General features: G+C 70.6%; 17 protein-coding genes. 8 read left to right on the top strand and 9 right to left on the bottom strand.

All coding sequences use genetic code 11. The features are described from left to right. Positions 1 to 24: 24 nt before the first annotated feature. The 5 genes from ACF3M1_RS12510 to ACF3M1_RS12530 form a co-directional block, all read right to left on the bottom strand. A complete protein-coding gene (locus ACF3M1_RS12510) occupies positions 25 to 1032 on the bottom strand; it encodes an SPOR domain-containing protein (RefSeq protein ID WP_394001114.1) in 1008 nt (335 codons plus the stop codon). Between the two features lie 56 nt (positions 1033 to 1088). Continuing rightward, a complete protein-coding gene (gene folC, locus ACF3M1_RS12515; protein ID WP_394001115.1) occupies positions 1089 to 2369 on the bottom strand; it encodes a bifunctional tetrahydrofolate synthase/dihydrofolate synthase in 1281 nt (426 codons plus the stop codon). After that, entirely contained in the window at positions 2359 to 2961 is a 603-nt protein-coding gene (locus tag ACF3M1_RS12520; protein WP_394001117.1) for a hypothetical protein, read from the bottom strand. The genes folC and ACF3M1_RS12520 overlap by 11 nt, the downstream gene beginning before the upstream one ends. Before the next feature lie 23 nt (positions 2962 to 2984). Next, positions 2985 to 3629, bottom strand: a complete 645-nt coding sequence (locus ACF3M1_RS12525) for a histidine phosphatase family protein (protein ID WP_394001118.1) — start codon at positions 3627 to 3629, stop codon at positions 2985 to 2987. 131 nt (positions 3630 to 3760) lie between these two features. After that, positions 3761 to 5848, bottom strand: coding sequence for a S46 family peptidase (locus ACF3M1_RS12530; RefSeq protein ID WP_394005266.1), 2088 nt, complete (start codon positions 5846 to 5848; stop codon positions 3761 to 3763). Positions 5849 to 6065: 217 nt separating this feature from the next. Between ACF3M1_RS12530 and tdh the strand changes: the two genes are divergently transcribed. The 4 genes from tdh (at position 6066) to ACF3M1_RS12550 (ending at position 10053) form a co-directional block, all read left to right on the top strand. Further along, entirely contained in the window at positions 6066 to 7100 is a 1035-nt protein-coding gene (gene tdh / locus ACF3M1_RS12535; RefSeq protein WP_394001120.1) for an L-threonine 3-dehydrogenase, read from the top strand. Between the two features lie 48 nt (positions 7101 to 7148). Beyond that, the gene (locus tag ACF3M1_RS12540) at positions 7149 to 8261 is read left to right on the top strand and encodes a hypothetical protein (RefSeq protein WP_394001121.1); all 1113 of its coding nucleotides are present in this window, start codon (positions 7149 to 7151) and stop codon (positions 8259 to 8261) included. A 45-nt stretch (positions 8262 to 8306) separates the two neighbouring features. Further along, a complete protein-coding gene (kbl, locus tag ACF3M1_RS12545; protein ID WP_394001123.1) occupies positions 8307 to 9509 on the top strand; it encodes a glycine C-acetyltransferase in 1203 nt (400 codons plus the stop codon). 148 nt (positions 9510 to 9657) lie between these two features. Next, on the top strand, positions 9658 to 10053 hold the full coding sequence (locus ACF3M1_RS12550; protein WP_394001125.1) for an HNH endonuclease: 396 nt from the start codon (positions 9658 to 9660) through the stop codon (positions 10051 to 10053). Between the two features lie 167 nt (positions 10054 to 10220). Here ACF3M1_RS12550 and ACF3M1_RS12555 read toward each other — a convergent pair whose 3' ends face one another. Continuing rightward, positions 10221 to 10997, bottom strand: a complete 777-nt coding sequence (locus tag ACF3M1_RS12555; protein ID WP_394005267.1) for a cobalamin-binding protein — start codon at positions 10995 to 10997, stop codon at positions 10221 to 10223. A 137-nt stretch (positions 10998 to 11134) separates the two neighbouring features. Next, positions 11135 to 11743, bottom strand: coding sequence for a pyridoxamine 5'-phosphate oxidase (gene pdxH, locus ACF3M1_RS12560; RefSeq protein WP_394001127.1), 609 nt, complete (start codon positions 11741 to 11743; stop codon positions 11135 to 11137). A gap of 76 nt (positions 11744 to 11819) precedes the next feature. Between pdxH and ACF3M1_RS12565 the strand changes: the two genes are divergently transcribed. After that, entirely contained in the window at positions 11820 to 12626 is an 807-nt protein-coding gene (locus tag ACF3M1_RS12565; RefSeq protein WP_394001129.1) for a kinase, read from the top strand. Positions 12627 to 12950: 324 nt separating this feature from the next. Here the strand turns inward: ACF3M1_RS12565 and ACF3M1_RS12570 are convergent, their stop codons facing one another. Next, entirely contained in the window at positions 12951 to 13403 is a 453-nt protein-coding gene (locus ACF3M1_RS12570) for a hypothetical protein (protein WP_394001131.1), read from the bottom strand. A gap of 109 nt (positions 13404 to 13512) precedes the next feature. Here ACF3M1_RS12570 and ACF3M1_RS12575 point away from each other — a divergent pair, with 109 nt between their 5' ends. Beyond that, on the top strand, positions 13513 to 14073 hold the full coding sequence (locus ACF3M1_RS12575) for a shikimate kinase (protein WP_394001133.1): 561 nt from the start codon (positions 13513 to 13515) through the stop codon (positions 14071 to 14073). 73 nt (positions 14074 to 14146) lie between these two features. Further along, positions 14147 to 15238: a 3-dehydroquinate synthase gene (gene aroB / locus ACF3M1_RS12580; RefSeq protein ID WP_394001135.1), complete on the top strand. Its 1092-nt coding sequence runs from the start codon at positions 14147 to 14149 to the stop codon at positions 15236 to 15238. A 3-nt stretch (positions 15239 to 15241) separates the two neighbouring features. On the opposite strand, the gene ACF3M1_RS12585 is transcribed toward aroB, so the two are convergent. Next, complete coding sequence (locus ACF3M1_RS12585; RefSeq protein WP_394001137.1) at positions 15242 to 15928, bottom strand: hypothetical protein; 687 nt, start codon at positions 15926 to 15928, stop codon at positions 15242 to 15244. Positions 15929 to 16005: 77 nt separating this feature from the next. On the opposite strand from ACF3M1_RS12585, the gene ACF3M1_RS12590 reads away from it, so the two are divergent. After that, positions 16006 to 16260, top strand: a complete 255-nt coding sequence (locus tag ACF3M1_RS12590; protein WP_394001139.1) for a hypothetical protein — start codon at positions 16006 to 16008, stop codon at positions 16258 to 16260. The last annotated feature ends 8 nt before the right edge of the window (positions 16261 to 16268 follow it).

The following is a 16268-nucleotide window of genomic DNA, read 5'->3' on the forward strand; positions in this document are numbered from 1 at the left end:
GAGCGATGTCCGGCGCGGGGCCGGTCAGGGATGCGCGCGGATCAGACCGTCGATGCCGACCGCGCTGCGCACGCGCGTCTTCAGCTGCTCGGCTTCGGCACGACTGGTCACCGGCCCGGCCTTGACCCGCGTGAGCCGGCCTTTGTCGGTCTGCACGCTGTCGGTGAAGGCAGTGATGCCGGCGCTGCGCAGTCGATCGCGCATCGCGTTGGCATCGGCGGCATTGCTGAAGGCGCCCACCTGGACGATGAAGCCGACGTCGGCGGTGGCCGCCGGGGCCGCGGGCTCGGGCGTCGCCGCAGGCGGTGCGGCGGCGGGCGGCGCAGCGGGTGTCGGTGTCGGTGTCGGCGCCTGCGGACGCGGCGTTTCCGCGGCAGGCAGCGGCGTCGAAGTCGGCGCCGGCGTCGCCGGTGCGGGCGTCGCCGTGGATGCAGGCGTCGGCGTCGCCGCCGGCGTGGCGGCGTCCAGCGCGACCACGCGCGGCGTCACGTCGTCGCGGACCTGGGCGGCGCGCACGCGCACGATCTCGGCCTCGGCGCGGCTGGCATAGGGCCCGAGGCGGACGCGCTGCGCCGGCTTGCCGTTGAGCGTGAAGGCTTCGCGGTAACCGGTGAGGCCCGACTGGCCGAGCTGGCGCAGGATCGCCTCGGCATCGGCCTGGCTGGCGAACGCGGCGTAGTGCACGGCGTAGCCGCCACCGGCGGTGGTCGGCGGCAGCGGCTCGGAGGCCGCGCCGGCATCGACCGTCGGCAGTGCGTCGCCGTCGGCACGCGTCTGTCCCTGGGCCGGCGCGTCGCGGGATTCGGACAGCGGACCGCCGCCCAGCACGCCGCCGGCCGGCGCGGGACCGGGCGCGATCAGCGGCAGATCGACGGTTTTGTAGTCGCCACCCGGCGCATCCGGCACGCGCAGGGGCATGTCGGGCAGGCCGCTTTCGGGCGCGGGGCCCTTGACCAGCATCGGGAGGAAGATCACCGCGAGTGCGATGAGCACCGCGGCGCCGATCAGGCGCTGTTTCAGTCCAGGCGTCATGCAGGGGCCGGGCGAGGGAACCGCGCGGATTATACGCGCCGCAGCCGCCGCGCTTCTTAACGCCCGCCCTGCAATGCCGCCAGTGCGGCGGCCGCGGTGTGGAACGAACCGAAGACCAGAATGCGGTCGCCCGGCCGTGCGCCGGCGTGTGCCGCGTCGACGGCCGCGGCGACGTCGACGTGGCGCCGGCCCTCGTCCGCCGCCGTGCCGGCGAGGCGTGCGGCCAGCGCGTCGGCGCCCTGCGCGCGCGTGCCGGCACCTGCCAGACCGGCGAGATGCCAGGTGTCGATACGCGGTATCAGGGGTGCCACCACGCCGGCGGCATCTTTGTCCGCGAGCGCGGCATAGACCGCGATCGTGCGCCCGGCGGCCGGTTCGGCCGCCAGCCACTCGGCCAGCGCGCGGGCGGCCTGCGGGTTGTGGGCGACGTCGACGACGATCTCGACACCGTCGCGGACATGGCGCTGCAATCGGCCGGCCACGCGCGCGTTCACCAGACCGGCCGCGAGCGCGGCCTCCTCGATCGCGCGGTCGGCAGGTATGTCGAGCGCGCGGATCGCAGCGACGGCGACCGCCGCGTTGCGCAGTTGCACCGGCGCGGCGAGTGACGGCAGCGGCAGCTCGACCTCATACCCCACTTCGCGCCAGGTCCAGACGCCCTCGCCCGATGGTGCGTAGAGGAAATCGCTGCCGCCGCGCACCGCGACCGCGCCGATGCGGTAGGCGTGCTGCAGCACGCTGGCCGGCGGATCGGTGTCGCCGAGCACCAGCGGTTTCCATGCGCGCGCGATGCCGGCCTTCTCGAAGCCGATCGTCTCGATGTCGTGGCCCAGCCAGTCCTGGTGGTCGAGATCGACGGTGGTGATCACCGCGACGTCGGGCTCGACGATGTTGACCGCGTCCAGACGCCCGCCCAGGCCGACCTCCAGCACGGCCAGATCCAGGCCCGCGCGCGCGAACAGCCACAGCGCGGCCAGCGTGCCGGTCTCGAAGTACGTCAGCGGCGTGTCGCCGCGCGCGGCCTCGACCGCTTCGAAGGCCTCGACCAGCGCCGCATCGTCGACATCCGCGCCGTCGATGCGCACGCGCTCTTTGTAGGCCAGCAGATGCGGCGAGGTGTAGGCGCCGACCCGCCAGCCCGCGGCGCGCGCGATGGCCTCGACGAAGGCGACCGTCGAGCCCTTGCCGTTGGTGCCACCGATGGTGATCACCCGCGCGGCCGGACGCCCGCAGTCCATGCGCGCGTAGACCGCGCCGACGCGCTCGAGACCCATCTCGATTTCGGTGGGATGGCGCGCTTCGATGCGCGCGAGCCAGGTGGAGAGATCAGTCGGCATGGAGATGCTCGGCGCTGGAGACGTGGTGGATGGAGATCACGGCGAAACCCAGAACCGTGGATCTCCCCACAAGTCTGACCCGCACTGTCCGGTCTGGATACCGGTGGTAATACCGGCTGCTGATGCAGAGGAACGACGGCATCGTCCCGGCGAGCGGGCCGCCCTTCAATCGGTAGTCGCATGAACGTCGCGAGGCGCGATGCGAGGTCTGCATGACCGCCTGCATCTCGTGCTCGCTTCCGAGCGGGCGCGTGATCGCCCACGGCACCGCCTTTGCGATAACCAGCCAGACCATCCATCCCAGAAACACCGGCATGGCGGGCGCCACCAGCCAGAGTTTCCAGTCCGACGGCCAGACGCCCGTGCGGACGCCTGTGCGGATCAGGGCGCCATAGAACAGTCCGGACAGCGCCAGACCGACGACGCCGAACAGGATCACGGCCTGCCGCCCACGAAACACCGCAGGCGGAATGAAGTCGACGAACAGTCCAAGCAGCAGCAGGCCACACACCGTGAACACGGCGACCAGCGCGCCGACATGCCTCGCTGTCGGCGCCTCGGTGCCGAACCACAGACTCCGCCAGGTGGACACGGTGGCTGTTGCGGCTGTTCGGGCTACAGCGCCCGGTGCACCGCCTCGCCGAAGAACGCCGTGTGATGCGCGCAGTCGTTGAGGCGCACGACGTCGAGACGATCGGTGTCCGCGCCTTCGAGCAGGTTCAGCGTGGTCGGTGCCTGTCGGAAGGTCCACAGCCTCGAGAACGGAATGCCGAGGATGCGGCACAGGATCACGCGGTTGACCGCGTCGTGGGCGACGATCAGCGCGGTGTCGTCCGGGCCCAGCCCGTCGACGGCGGTGACGAATGCGGGCCAGGCGCGATCGAACACCTGCTGCAGCGATTCGCCGCCGGGCATCAGCACGGTGTCGGGCGCATCCCGCCAGGCGGCGAGGCGCTCGAGATCGCGTTCGCGGATCTCGCTGGCCAGCAGCCCTTCCCAGGTGCCGTGGGCGATCTCGGCTAGACCTGCATCGGTGCGCAGCATCGATTCACGCGTGGCACCGAGCGCGAGACGCGCGGTGCGGTCGGCGCGCGACAGCGGCGAAGCGACCGCGCGGTCGATGCGCACATCGGCCAGACGCTGGCCCAGCAACGACGCCTGACGCTCGCCGACCTCCGACAACGCGATGTCCTCCTGCCCCTGGTACCGGCCTTCGGCGTTCCATGGCGTTTCGCCGTGTCGGGCGAGCAGGATTTTCATCGTGCGGGTTCCTCGCGAAGGGCTCGACAGTCTAAAGGAACGTGATTGGTAGGAGCGCGCTTGCGCGCGATGAGGCGTTCCCGAGAAACACCCTTCGCGCGCAAGCGCGCTCCTACAGGTGCAGGCTGCGCTCAGCGAGGCGCGACGCCCATTTCCTGCAGCAGGCGCGGCGCGGGATCGACTTCCTGCATCACCCAGCGGATGTAGCGCTGGTCGACCGAGATCGTGCGGGTCATCGCCGGGTCGAACACCCAGTTCGAGACCACCGCTTCCCAGGTCATGTCGAACAGCAGGCCGGTCAGGCGGCCGTCGGCATCGAGCACCGGCGAGCCGGAATTGCCGCCGGTGACGTCGAGATCGGACAGGAAGTTCACCGGCACGCTGCGCAGGCGGCGGTCGGCCAGCCCGGCGTGCCGACCCGCAGCGATCGCATCGAGCTGCGCCTTGGGCGCGTCGAACGGCTCGGTGCCGGTGGCCTTGTGCGGAATCTCCTCCAGCCGGGTGAACGGCGTGTGCGCGGTGCCGGCCAGATCGGTGTAGCCGGTGACGTTGCCGAAGGTCAGGCGCAGCGACGAGTTCGCATCCGGATACACCGCCTCGCCGCGGCTGGCGCGGTAATCGGCCACGGCCTGCAGGTAGACGGGGCGCAGCTGCAGCAGATCGCCGGCGCGCGCCTTGGCGGCCTGCTCGATCTGCACCAGCTCCGGCACGACGGCCGCGGCGTACTGCAGCGCCGGATCGCGGCTGCGCAGGAAGGTATGGCGGTCGGCGGCGAACCAGGTCAGGCGCTCGTCGCTGTTCTTCAGCGTGCTGCGGTCCAGGCGATCGAGCGCGCGTTCGATCGCGGCCGCATCGTTGCCGCCGATGAAGGCGTCGATCGCCGCGACCCGCTGGTCGGCCGGCAGCTGGACGTACTGCTGCAGCGCGTAGCGTGTGAGCGCGCGGTCCATCGCCGGCACGTAGCGGCGGTCCATCTGGCGCAGGCTGCCCTCGATCACCGGCAGGTCGCGCTGCTGGAAGCCCTGTTCGCGCATCGCGTCCGGGCGCTCCTTCTCGATCGACAGGCGGTACAGGCGCACCGCGGTCGACAGCAGACCGCTGTTGTCGAGCAACGACAGCACCAGATCGCGCTCGCGGCTCGCGCCGGCCTGGGCCTCGAGCGCGGCGATCTTCGCGTGTGCATCGAGCGCAGCCGCGCCCTCGGCGCCGCGGCTGCCCAGCCATTCGAGCACCGCGGCTTCTTCGGCCTGCTTGCGCTCGAGCGCGCCGATGCGCTCGAAGCCCTGCAGCTGGCCATCGTAGTTCTTCAGCGTGTTCTGCCAGCCGCGCACCACGCTGGCGTAGCGCACCTCGGTCTCGGGATCCTCACGGCCCTCCGCTTCGACCAGATCGATCAGCGCGCGGTAATGGCGGCTGATCTGCGGATAGCGCCAGCTCACGGTCTCGGCGAACTCGCCGGCCGAAGCGTAGCGGCTGGTACGACCCGGATAACCGGCCACCATGACGAAATCCCCGTCGCGCAGCGGCTTGTCGGCGATGCGCAGCACGTGCCGCGGGGTGTACGGGATGTTGTCGTCGGCCGGATCGGCTGGGCGTCCGTCGGGCCCGACATAGGCGCGGTAGAACGCGAAATCGCCGGTGTGGCGCGGCCACATCCAGTTGTCGACATCGCCGCCGAAGCTGCCGATGCCGCCGGCCGGCGCGTAGACCAGGCGCACGTCGCGGATTTCGATGTTGCGGAACAGCCGATAGCGGTTGCCGCCGAGGAAGCTGTACAGGCGGCAGCGATAGCCGGGCTCGGCCTCGCAGGCGCCGACCAGGGATTTCTCGATCGCATCCAGCGCGGCGGTACGGCCGGGCGCGTCGGGCGCGGCGGCGATCGCGGCCTGGACCTGCTCGGTGACGTCGTCGATGCGCTCGAGCGCATAAATGCGTGCGTTGGGGCCGGCCGGGAGTTCATCGCCGAGCGCCGCGGCATTGAAGCCGTCGCGCATCAGGTTGGTCTCGGGCGTCGAATTCAACTGGATCGCGCCGTAGGCGCAGTGGTGGTTGGTGAGCACCAGCCCCTGGTTCGAGACGAAGCTCGCGGTGCAGCCGCCCAGCGAGACCACGGCGCCCAGCGGATCGCCGGTGAGATCGGCAAGCTGCTGCGGGTTGAGCTTGAGGCCCGCCTTGCGCAGCGCCGGCGCGATCTCCGGCAATTGCTGCGGTACCCACATCCCCTCCCCCGCCATCCCGGGCGCACTGCAGCTGTAGAAGACACCCAGCAGGGTCGCGGCCAGAAGCGGTCGGCGCATGGTGGTCCTGTTCGATCGAGACGGGGCGCCAAGTCTAACCGCAGCGAAACGGCCTTCCGTTGCGCCGCAGCGCAGCAGGGCCGCGGCGGGCGGCACCGTATAATCGCCGGCTCTTTTCGCCCACGGCAGATACCCCACGATGGCCCAGACAATGAAGGCGCTGGTCAAGCGCGAAGCGACCAAAGGCATCTGGATGGCCGAGGTGCCGGTGCCGGCGCCGGGTCCGAACGACGTGCTGATCCGCGTCGAGAAGGCTGCGATCTGCGGCACCGACCTGCACATCTACCTGTGGGACGAGTGGAGCCAGCGCACGATCACGCCGGGTCTGGTCATCGGCCACGAGTTCGTCGGCCGCATCGTCGAGCTGGGCTCGGCGGTCACTGGCTATGAAGTCGGACAGCGCGTCTCGGCCGAAGGCCATCTGGTCTGCGGCCACTGCCGCAACTGCCGCGCCGGCAAGCCGCACCTGTGCCCGAACACCGTCGGCATCGGCGTCACCCGCAACGGCGCGTTCGCCGAATACGTGGTGATGCCGGCGACCAATCTGTGGCCGATCCCCGACCAGATTCCGAGCGAGCTGGCCGCGTTCTTCGATCCCTACGGCAACGCCGCCCACTGCGCGCTGGAATTCGACGTCGTCGGCGAGGACGTGCTGATCACCGGTGCCGGTCCGATCGGCGTGATGGCCGCGGGCATCTGCAAGCACATCGGCGCGCGCAACGTGGTGGTGACCGACGTCAACGACTTCCGGCTCAAGCTCGCCGCCGACATGGGCGCCACGCGCGTGGTCAACGTCTCGAACACCTCGCTCAAGGACGTCATGAAGGACCTGCACATGGAGGGCTTCGACGTGGGCCTGGAAATGAGCGGCAACCCGCATGCGTTCAACGACATGCTCGACTGCATGTACCACGGCGGCAAGGTCGCGCTGCTGGGCATCCTGCCCAAGGGCGCCGGCATCGACTGGGACCGCATCATCTTCAAGGGCCTCACCGTGCAGGGCATCTACGGCCGGAAGATGTACGAGACCTGGTACAAGATGACCCAGCTCGTGCTGTCGGGCTTCCCGCTCGGCAAGGTGCTCAGCCACCAGCTGCCGGCAGACGAATTCCAGAAGGGCTTCGACCTGATGGAATCGGGCAAGTCGGGCAAGGTGGTGCTGGACTGGCGTTGAGTCCGCGGCCTGTCCCGTGGCCGAACGGCGCGGGGCGGGCCATGACCTGTGGCACGTTCCGGCGCGCATGCCGGCTCCTATGTTCGGTGTCGGCACTCTCGGCAAGGATGCGACATGCGACCCACGATCACGCTGCTGCTTGCAGCATTGCTGCCCTTCACTTCGGCGGCCGCGGCTGACACCAGCGACTGCCCGGCGTCCCTCCAGCTTCCCGAGCTGAGCTGCGTGGCCACGCCGCAGGGATGGTTCCATGCGGCGAATCCGGCGACCGCCCGGCAGATCGCCGAAGACGCTGACCTGGCTGCCAGCAGCTTCGAGGCCTATTTCGGCAGACCGGCGCCGCGCGGTGCGGTCTTCGCCGGCGGCCAGGGCCGCGCCATCCCGGATGACCTCGGGCAGGCGCTGACTTCGGCGGGCGCGGCCTGGCAGATACCCTGGCTTGACGCCGCGGACCGGCGCGCGGTCCAGCGCAGCGCGCTCGAGCGGCAACTGCGCGCCGGCATGCCGGGCATGGACGAGACGCAATTGCAGGCCCGTATCGACGCGGCCCTGCCCAGCGCGACCGCGCCACCCGACACCGCCACGGACCGCAGCGCGCTGCGGCACGAGATCGGCCACATGCTGCTGATCCGCGCGTTCTGGGACGCGCCTGCAACCGATGCGTCGCGGAGCGCGGGCCACTACGGCGGCCCCGGCCCGGACTGGCTGGACGAGATGGCGGCCGTGCTGATGGAGTCACAGGTGATGGCCGACGACCGGCGCGCGAAACTGCACAGCCAGGAGGCAGTCGCTCATTTGCAGCCCTTGGCGGCGTTCTTCGACAAGCCGCACCCGATGGCGGCTCGCATGTCCGAACTGGCCAGGCGAGGGCCGGGCGCACACATGATTTCGGGCGCGGAGGCGCAGCGCCTGACCGGCGATGCAGGCTGGTTCTATGTGCAGGCGCGCGGCGTCGCAGATTTCATGCTCGACACCAGCAGCGATCCCGCGGTGTTCGGTCACATGGCCGCGTTCCTCGCAGGCGGCGGCGGCATGGAAGACTGGCTGGCCGCACACGGCGCGCAGACCGGACTGCCGGCTTCAATCACCGAACTGGATGCAGCGTGGACGCAATGGCTCGCCGCACGTGCGCCGTCGCCGGCGCCGACGCAGGCCCCTTGACGGCCGCTTGGTAGAATCGCGGCCTTCCCGTTTCCGGAATGCCCGATGGCCGCCGTCTCCAACACGCAGCGCTACGCCGACACCCTCGACGAGATCCGCGACGCCGGCCTGTTCAAGGCCGAGCGCGTGATCACCGGCCCGCAGTCGGCCGAAATCACGCTGGAAGACGGCCGCACGGTGCTGAACTTCTGCGCCAACAACTACCTGGGCCTGGCGGACCATCCGGACATCATCGCGGCCGCCAAGGACGCACTCGACACGCACGGCTTCGGCATGGCGTCGGTGCGCTTCATCTGCGGCACGCAGGACTTGCACAAGCAGCTCGAGAAGACCATCGCGGACTTCTTCGGCAAGGAGGACACGATCCTCTACGCCGCGTGTTTCGACGCCAACGGCGGCCTGTTCGAGCCGCTGCTGGGTGAGCACGACGCGGTCATCAGCGATGCGCTCAACCACGCCTCTATCATCGATGGCGTGCGCCTGTGCAAGGCCAAGCGCTACCGCTACGCGAACTGCGACATGGCGGATCTCGAAGCCCAGCTCAAGCAGGCGCGCGCCGACGGCGCGCAGACGATCCTGATCACCACAGACGGCGTGTTCTCGATGGACGGCTACATCGCGCCGCTGGACGAGATCACCGCACTGGCCGCGCAGTACGACGCGCTGGTGCACATCGACGAATGCCACGCGACCGGCTTCCTCGGCGACACCGGCCGTGGCTCGGCCGAAGTGAAGGGCGTGCTGGAGAAGATCGACATCGTCACTGGCACACTGGGCAAGGCGATGGGCGGCGCGCTCGGCGGCTTCACCACGGCCAAGCGCGAAGTGATCGAGCTGCTGCGTCAACGCTCGCGCCCGTATCTGTTCTCGAACTCGCTGCCGCCGCACGTGGTCGCGGCCGGCATCAAGGCCTTCGAGATGCTCGACGCCGCCGGCGACCTGCGCACGCAGCTGGTGGAAAACACCCGCTACTTCCGCGAGAAGATGACGGCAGCCGGTTTCGACGTGCGCCCCGGGGTGCATCCGATCAGCCCGGTCATGCTCTACGACGCCAAGCTCGCGCAGCGTTTCGCCGAGCGCCTGCTCGAGGAAGGCATCTACGCGATCGGCTTCTTCTTCCCGGTCGTCGCGAAGGAGCAGGCGCGCATCCGCACCCAGATCAGCGCCGCACACACGCGCGAACACCTGGACCGCGCGATCGATGCGTTCACCCGCATCGGGTATGAGCTGGGCGTGCTGAAGGCCTGAGAACGTGTCCAACGTCCTGCGGCGCTTGCCGTCTGACGCGTGTGCGGCGCTCGGAATGCTCGCGTACTTCCAAGTACGTGGCGCGTTCTGCGCTCCGCCACGCGCCACCTCGCTGCGCTCGCGACGCACCTTGAACAGGTTCTGAGCCGTGCGCGCCGCGTTGCGACGGCGCCTGCTGCTCGCGGCGCAGACCGATGCCCTCGCCGTCCTCGACGGCGGCATCTGGTCGACGCGCTGCCTGCATTGCCGCAGCGCGCTGCAGCTTCGCGACGATGGCGAGCCGCTCGGCAACACGACGCTGGAACACGTGGTGCCCCAAGCCTGGTTCGGCCGGCGCGCGGCGGCGGTGTTGACCGCGCAGGTCGGCGACGACGCCGACGATCCGCGCAACCTCGCGCTGGCCTGCGCACGCTGCAATCACGACAAGGGCAAGGGCCACGACGCGCGCGGGCCCGGCGACGTGCGCGCACACGACGTCGTCGACGCTCTGCTCGCCACGCGGCTCGGCCGATGGCGTGAACCGCCGGTGCCGCCCGCGTCCTGAGCGGTTCCGCGACGCGACCGCAGACCACTCCGCCCGGGTCGGCACGCGCAGGACAGCGCAATGCGCATACGCATGCGCCGTGCGGCTCCAAACGCTCTGCCGCGCGTCGATTCACAACGCCACACCGCCACATCGCGGCCTGCCGCGTGGGCGTCCCGTGCGATTGCTCAGCGCCTGCGCGCCCAGGCCTGCACGATGTCGGCGATCTGCCGCACGCCATCGGTCAACGCCGCCGGGCCCGGCTGCAGGATCAGCGGCGACTTGATCTCGTGCAGCTCGCCGTCGCGTACCGCGGGAATCGCGTCCCAGCCCGGACGCGCGGCCACGCGTTCGGGGCGGAACTTCTTGCCGCACCACGAGCCGAGAATGATGTCGGGCGCGCGTTCGATCACCGGGTCACCATTGGCCAGAATCCGGGCCTTCGCCAGCGATTCGGCCGACAGCTCGGGGAACACGTCGTCGCCACCGGCGATGCGCACCAGCTCGGCGACCCAGCGGATGCCGGTGATGATCGGCTCGTCCCATTCTTCGAAATAGACGCGCGGGCGTTGCGGCAGGCGCGCACTCTCCGCTTCGATCGCATCCAGCCCAAGGCGCAGTTCATCGGCATAGGCGTCGGCGCGCGCCGCGCAACCCACCAGCGCGCCGAGACGGCGCACGTAGTCGACGATGCCGTCGACACTGCGGTGGTTGCTGATCCACACCTCGACGCCGCGGCGCACGAGCTCGGCGGCGATGTCGGCTTGGATGTCGGAAAACCCGACGACGAAATCCGGTTCGAGCTTGAGGATCTCGTCGATCTTCGCGCTGGTGAACGCGCTGACTTTCGGCTTCTCCTTGCGCGCCTGCGGCGGGCGCACGGTGAAGCCGCTGATGCCGACGATGCGCGCCTGCTCACCGAGCGCGTACAGCACTTCGGTCGGTTCCTCGGTCAGGCAGACGATGCGCTGCGGCCCAGGGGCCTTGCGTAATTGGTGATTGGTGACGACCGGACGTTCGTCCGTTGAAAGCGGGGATTCGGAAGAGCCGCAGCGCGCATGTGCTTTCGAATCACGAATCACCGATGACGAATCACGGCTGTTCACGGATACAACATCCGCTTCCTGCAATCCCCGGCCATATCGCATTCGTAGAGCCAGCGTTCGTGCAGGCGGTACTCGGCGCCGTACCAGAACTCGATGCGATCCGGGCGCACGCGCAGGCCGGACCAGCGCGGCGGTCGCGGGACCTCGCGCCCTTCGAATTCGCGTTCGAGATCGGCCAGCGCCTGCTCGAACGTGCCGCGCCCGTCGAGTTCTTCCGACTGCTTCGAGGCCCAGGCGCCGAGCTGGCTGCCGCGCGGACGTGATGCGAAGTAGGCATCGGCCTCGTCGTCACCGACGATCACCACCGGCCCCTCGATACGCACCTGCACGCCCTTTCGCACGCGTGGCCAGTGGAACAGCAATGCGGCGTGCGGGTTCTCCTGCAGCTCGCGGCCCTTGCGGCCGTCGAGGTGCGTGTAGAAGACGAAGCCGCGCGCGTCCCAGGCCTTGAGCAGCACGGTGCGCGCCGACGGGCGGCCATCGAGCGCGGCGGTGGCGACGGTCATCGCGGTGCGGTCGGGTTCGCCGGCGGCCTGGGCTTCGTCGAACAGCGTGGCGAACGTGGTCAGGGCTTCGGACAGCAGGGCGGGGCTGGCAGTGGTCATGGATGAATGATCGCGCCGGCGCGCGGCGATGTCGAACGGCGCTGCAACATCGCGCCGGTCCGGCTAAGGTGCGGACATGGCGCCGCCGCCGTCCAATGCCCGCTGGTCCGACGCGCTGGTCACCCGCGTCCTCGACGACGCGCGCGACCACGCGGTCCCCGTGCTCGGCATCAGCGGCCTGCAGGGCACCGGCAAGTCCACGCTGGCCACGCAGATCGTCACTGCCGCCGGCGCTCGTGGGCTGCGCGCCGCCGTGCTGTCGCTCGACGACATCTACCTCGACCACGACGTCCGCGCCCGGCTGGCCCGCGAGGTGCACCCGCTGCTGGCCACGCGCGGGCCGCCGGGCACGCATGAGGTCGCGCTCGGCACGTCGGTGCTGGAGGCGGTCCGCGCCGGCCGCCCGGTCCGCCTGCCGCGCTTCGACAAGCTCGGCGACCGGCGCCTGCCCGAGACCGAATGGCCGACCGCCGAGGCGCTCGACCTGCTGCTGTTCGAGGGCTGGTGCGTCGGCACCCCGCCCGAGGCGGCGGCGCAGCTGGTCGAACCGGTCAACGCGCTCGAGCGCGACGAGGACGCGGCCGGCACCTGGCGCCGCTGGTGCAATGCCGCGCTGGCCCGTGACTACCCGCCTCTGTGGGCCGCGATGGACCGGTTGTTGTTCCTGCAGCCACCGGGCTTCGAGGTCGTCTTCGACTGGCGGCTGCAGCAGGAGCAGACCCTGCGGGCGGCCGCACCCGGTCGTGCCGGCATGGACGCCGCGGGCGTCGCGCGTTTCGTCCAGCATTACGAGCGGGTCAGCCGGCAGGCCCTGCGCACGCTGCCGGACCGGGCGGACGTGGTGGTGACGCTGGATGCGCAGCGGCGGGTGGTTCCGGGCTGAATTTGGCGGGTCCAGCAGCACAGGCGGTCCAAGCGGCCCGGGCGGTCATTGTGCTGCTGCGCGCGACGCACGGGTGTCCCGGCGCATTGCCCGCACGCCATGGCGCGACGGCGTCACAAGCCATGGCACCCTCTCGCAGGTCATCGCTTCCGCGATATCGCCCGACGAGCGCCATGCCGACTCGGCGAGTCCAGGTGGCGATTCCGCAGCGCCATCGAGTGCCCGCCCGCGCGCCGCGCGGGGGCAACGCGCGCGCGCCCCCCATCGCGCCACCGGACCGCATCGCGGCCGACCGCTTCCGGGCAGCTCGGCACGCCCAGGTGATCAGCCGCACTTCGCGTAGGGCGATGCCGTGATCCAGGGGCGGTAGCGCTCCGGAAGCGGTGGGCCGCCGGGGTAATCGAAGTCGTCGCTCTGCACGGTGAGCCGGCCCGGGGTTTCGTCGGCATTGAAGGTCAGCACGAAGGGCCGGGGCTCGTCGGCGTATGGAAAGAACGTCAGGCCGATGCCCGCGTAGGCTTGGCCCATGAACGCGGCGGCGTAGTCCGGACGGTTCGCCCTGGGCATGGGCGGCCCGCCGGTGAAGGCGATGCCCGCCGCGTCCACCACGACCTGCGGTTGCCGGCGGCAGTCGCCGCCCGGGGCGTAGCGGCCATGCAGGGCCGGGAAATCGCGCATGTGCGTCAACGGCGCCGCGGACGCGATGTCTGCGCACAGCATCAGCGCGATCAGCATGCCCGCGCGACGCATGCGGGTCGAAGTGGGACGGGGCGTCATTGGTCATCCTCCCGGAGCCTGTCTCCCGGAGCACGTGGACCGTGCGCGGATGCGGCCAGGTGTCCGCGCACCACCCGCCGCGCGCGGGCGCCGCTGCTAGGATTCCCCCATGCAATCCGCCCCCAACCTCGTGCTCGTCGGTCCGATGGGCGCCGGCAAATCCTCGATCGGCCGCCGCGTCGCGCGGCGCTTCGGGCTGGTGTTCGTCGATGTCGATCACGAGATCGAAGTGCGCACTGGCGCGACCATCGCGACGATCTTCGACTGCGAGGGCGAGGCCGGTTTCCGCGCCCGCGAATGCGCCACGCTGGCGGCGATCCTCGACGGCGAACGGCAACTCGTCGCCACCGGCGGCGGTGCGGTCCTCGACGCCGGCAACCGCGCGCGCATGCGCGCGCGCGGCTTCGTGGTGCACATGCATGCCGATGTCGACACCCAGCTGGCGCGCCTGGCCCGGGATCGCACGCGCCCGCTGCTGGCCCACGGCGACCGCCGCACGGTGCTCGAGCGCCTGGCGATCGAACGCGCTCCGCTGTACGAGGCCGCCGCGCACGTCCGCTTCGAGACCGGCCTGCATGCCTGCGGCGAAGCCGCGGTGCAGCTGGGCCGGCTGGTCCAGGCGCACTGGCGTCCGCCGCCGGCCAACGTGCTGGACGCTGCGGCCGGCTGAATCCGCCCTGCCCCTGTTTCGCCGTGTGGTCATCACCGCCACACGTACGCCCTGCCGCTTCCGGATGTCCGTCATGACAGCTCGCTCCCACGAAGTCGCCGTTGCCGGCGACGCCCCCTACACCATCCACATCGGCGCGGGCCTGCTCGACGACGGCGCGCTGCTGGCGCGCAGCCTGCGCGGGCGGGACGTGATGCTGGTCAGCGACTGCAACGTCGCCCCGCTGTATGCCGACCGCGTCGCTGCGGCACTGCAGGCCGCACGTCCGGATGTGCAGGTGCACCGCCACGTGCTGCCGGCCGGCGAGGCGGCGAAGACGCTCGCGCATTTCGCCGAGGTCACGACCGCGCTCGCTGATGCCCGTATGCGCCGCGACGCCACGCTGTTCGCACTCGGCGGCGGCGTGATCGGCGATCTCGCCGGCTTCGCCGCGGCCTGCTGGATGCGCGGCATCGACTGCGTGCAGCTGCCGACCACGCTGCTGGCGATGGTCGATTCCTCGGTCGGCGGCAAGACCGCTGTCGACCTGCCGCAGGGCAAGAATCTCGTCGGCGCCTTCCACCCGCCGCGCGCGGTGATCGCCGACACCGCGGTCCTTCGCACGCTGCCTGCGCGCGAACTGCGTGCCGGCCTGGCCGAAGTGGTGAAGTACGGCGCGCTCGGCGATGCGGACTTCCTCGACTGGCTCGACGACCACGCCGATGCGCTGCTCGCGATGGACGACGCCGCCCTGGCCGAAGCCATCGCGCGCAGCTGCGCGCACAAGGCCGCAATCGTCGCGCGCGATCCCTTCGAACACGGCGAGCGCGCCCTGCTCAATCTCGGCCACACCTTCGGCCACGCGATCGAAACCGAACAGGGGTATGGCGGCCTCAACCACGGCGAGGCGGTCGCCGTGGGCATGGTGCTGGCGGCGCAGCTGTCGGAGACGCTCGGTCTGGCGCCGGCGACCGACACCGCGCGTCTGCGCGATCTGCTGCAGCGCCTCGGCCTGCCGGTCGCGCTGCCCGGCGGACTCGATGCGGACCGTTTACTGGCGCACATGCGCCTGGACAAGAAGGCCCAGGCCGACGGTCTGCGCTTCATCGTCTGGGACGGCATCGGCCGCGCGCGGGTGCTGGCCGGCGTGCCCGAAGCCGCCGTGCGGGACGTGCTGCGCCGCTGAGCCTCAGGGCATCTCGCTGGTGCCACGCACCGGCTGGCCCATGCCCGCCCCGGTGCCACCGCCGGCCATGCCGCCACCCCCACCACCGCCACCACCGCGTCCGCCCTGTGCACCGCCCTTCCTCGCGCCCGCGTCGCCGCGTACCGGCCCCTGATCGGGCACGGCGAGATCCGCGGGCACGGGATCGAGGTCCAAGGCCTGTCGGATGAAGGCGCGCAGCGACACGACCAGCGCCGAGACCCGTACCGGCCGCCGCGCGACCATGTCGCCGGCCGCCTGCGCCGCCAGCCGCACCTGGTCCTCGGTGCCGAGCAGGATCACGTCCGACAACGCCGCTTCGACCGCATCCCGGACCCGGCGCCGCCGTACCGCGGCATCCGAATCGAAGGCGCTCTCGGGCGCGCCGGTCTGCGGATCGACGCCGGTTTCCGCCTCGCGTGCGCTCTGACGCAGGTCGCGCAGATGCCGTGGATCGACGTCGAGTTCACCGGTGAACGAACCGCCCAGGGTTTTGTACGCGGCGATCAGCGTCTTCAGTCGCTCGTTGATCTGCCGGTTCTCGCGCTCGCGCCGGCGTTGCATCCGCTGCATGAACACCAGGCGGATGCCGACCGCGATCAGCGTGAACAGCACCAGCCCGAGCAGGGTCGAGGCCGTGGCGCCCAGGGAGCTGAAATCGAGCATACGCATCGTCGAGCCCGTCGCCGTCAGGGGAGCGCCATGATACGTGCGGCGTCACGACGGGGCCGGCCGTACAATCGCTCGCCATGCGCCTGTTCCTGCAACAACATCCCGACGGCCACGAATCCCCGCGCTTCGTGCAACTGACCCTGCAGCCCGATCTGCTGGGCGGCTGGACCCTGCTGCGGGAAACTGGCCAGGTCGGCGGCCGCAGCACCTTGCGGCGCGACCAGTTCCTCGACCAGCCCAGCGCGCTCAAGGCGCTCGAAGCCGCGCGCGACGCGCAGCTCAAGCGCGGCTTCCAGCTCATGTTCGCCCGCGGCAGCGATGCGCCGGCCTGACCGCGCGC

Source organism: Luteimonas sp. WGS1318 (genome assembly GCF_043187535.1).
In the GTDB taxonomy this organism is placed as follows: domain Bacteria; phylum Pseudomonadota; class Gammaproteobacteria; order Xanthomonadales; family Xanthomonadaceae; genus Luteimonas.

Excerpts from the sequence above, each read along its gene's own strand:
- ACF3M1_RS12510 (WP_394001114.1), bottom strand. The coding sequence starts at position 1,032 with ATGACGCCTGGACTGAAACAGCGCCTGATCGGCGCCGCGGTGCTCATC.
- folC (WP_394001115.1), bottom strand. The coding sequence starts at position 2,369 with ATGCCGACTGATCTCTCCACCTGGCTCGCGCGCATCGAAGCGCGCCAT.
- ACF3M1_RS12525 (WP_394001118.1), bottom strand. The coding sequence starts at position 3,629 with ATGAAAATCCTGCTCGCCCGACACGGCGAAACGCCATGGAACGCCGAA.
- ACF3M1_RS12530 (WP_394005266.1), bottom strand. The coding sequence starts at position 5,848 with ATGTGGGTACCGCAGCAATTGCCGGAGATCGCGCCGGCGCTGCGCAAG.
- tdh (WP_394001120.1), top strand. The coding sequence starts at position 6,066 with ATGGCCCAGACAATGAAGGCGCTGGTCAAGCGCGAAGCGACCAAAGGC.
- kbl (WP_394001123.1), top strand. The coding sequence starts at position 8,307 with ATGGCCGCCGTCTCCAACACGCAGCGCTACGCCGACACCCTCGACGAG.
- pdxH (WP_394001127.1), bottom strand. The coding sequence starts at position 11,743 with ATGACCACTGCCAGCCCCGCCCTGCTGTCCGAAGCCCTGACCACGTTC.
- ACF3M1_RS12565 (WP_394001129.1), top strand. The coding sequence starts at position 11,820 with ATGGCGCCGCCGCCGTCCAATGCCCGCTGGTCCGACGCGCTGGTCACC.
- ACF3M1_RS12570 (WP_394001131.1), bottom strand. The coding sequence starts at position 13,403 with ATGACGCCCCGTCCCACTTCGACCCGCATGCGTCGCGCGGGCATGCTG.
- ACF3M1_RS12575 (WP_394001133.1), top strand. The coding sequence starts at position 13,513 with ATGCAATCCGCCCCCAACCTCGTGCTCGTCGGTCCGATGGGCGCCGGC.
- aroB (WP_394001135.1), top strand. The coding sequence starts at position 14,147 with ATGACAGCTCGCTCCCACGAAGTCGCCGTTGCCGGCGACGCCCCCTAC.
- ACF3M1_RS12585 (WP_394001137.1), bottom strand. The coding sequence starts at position 15,928 with ATGCGTATGCTCGATTTCAGCTCCCTGGGCGCCACGGCCTCGACCCTG.
- ACF3M1_RS12590 (WP_394001139.1), top strand. The coding sequence starts at position 16,006 with ATGCGCCTGTTCCTGCAACAACATCCCGACGGCCACGAATCCCCGCGC.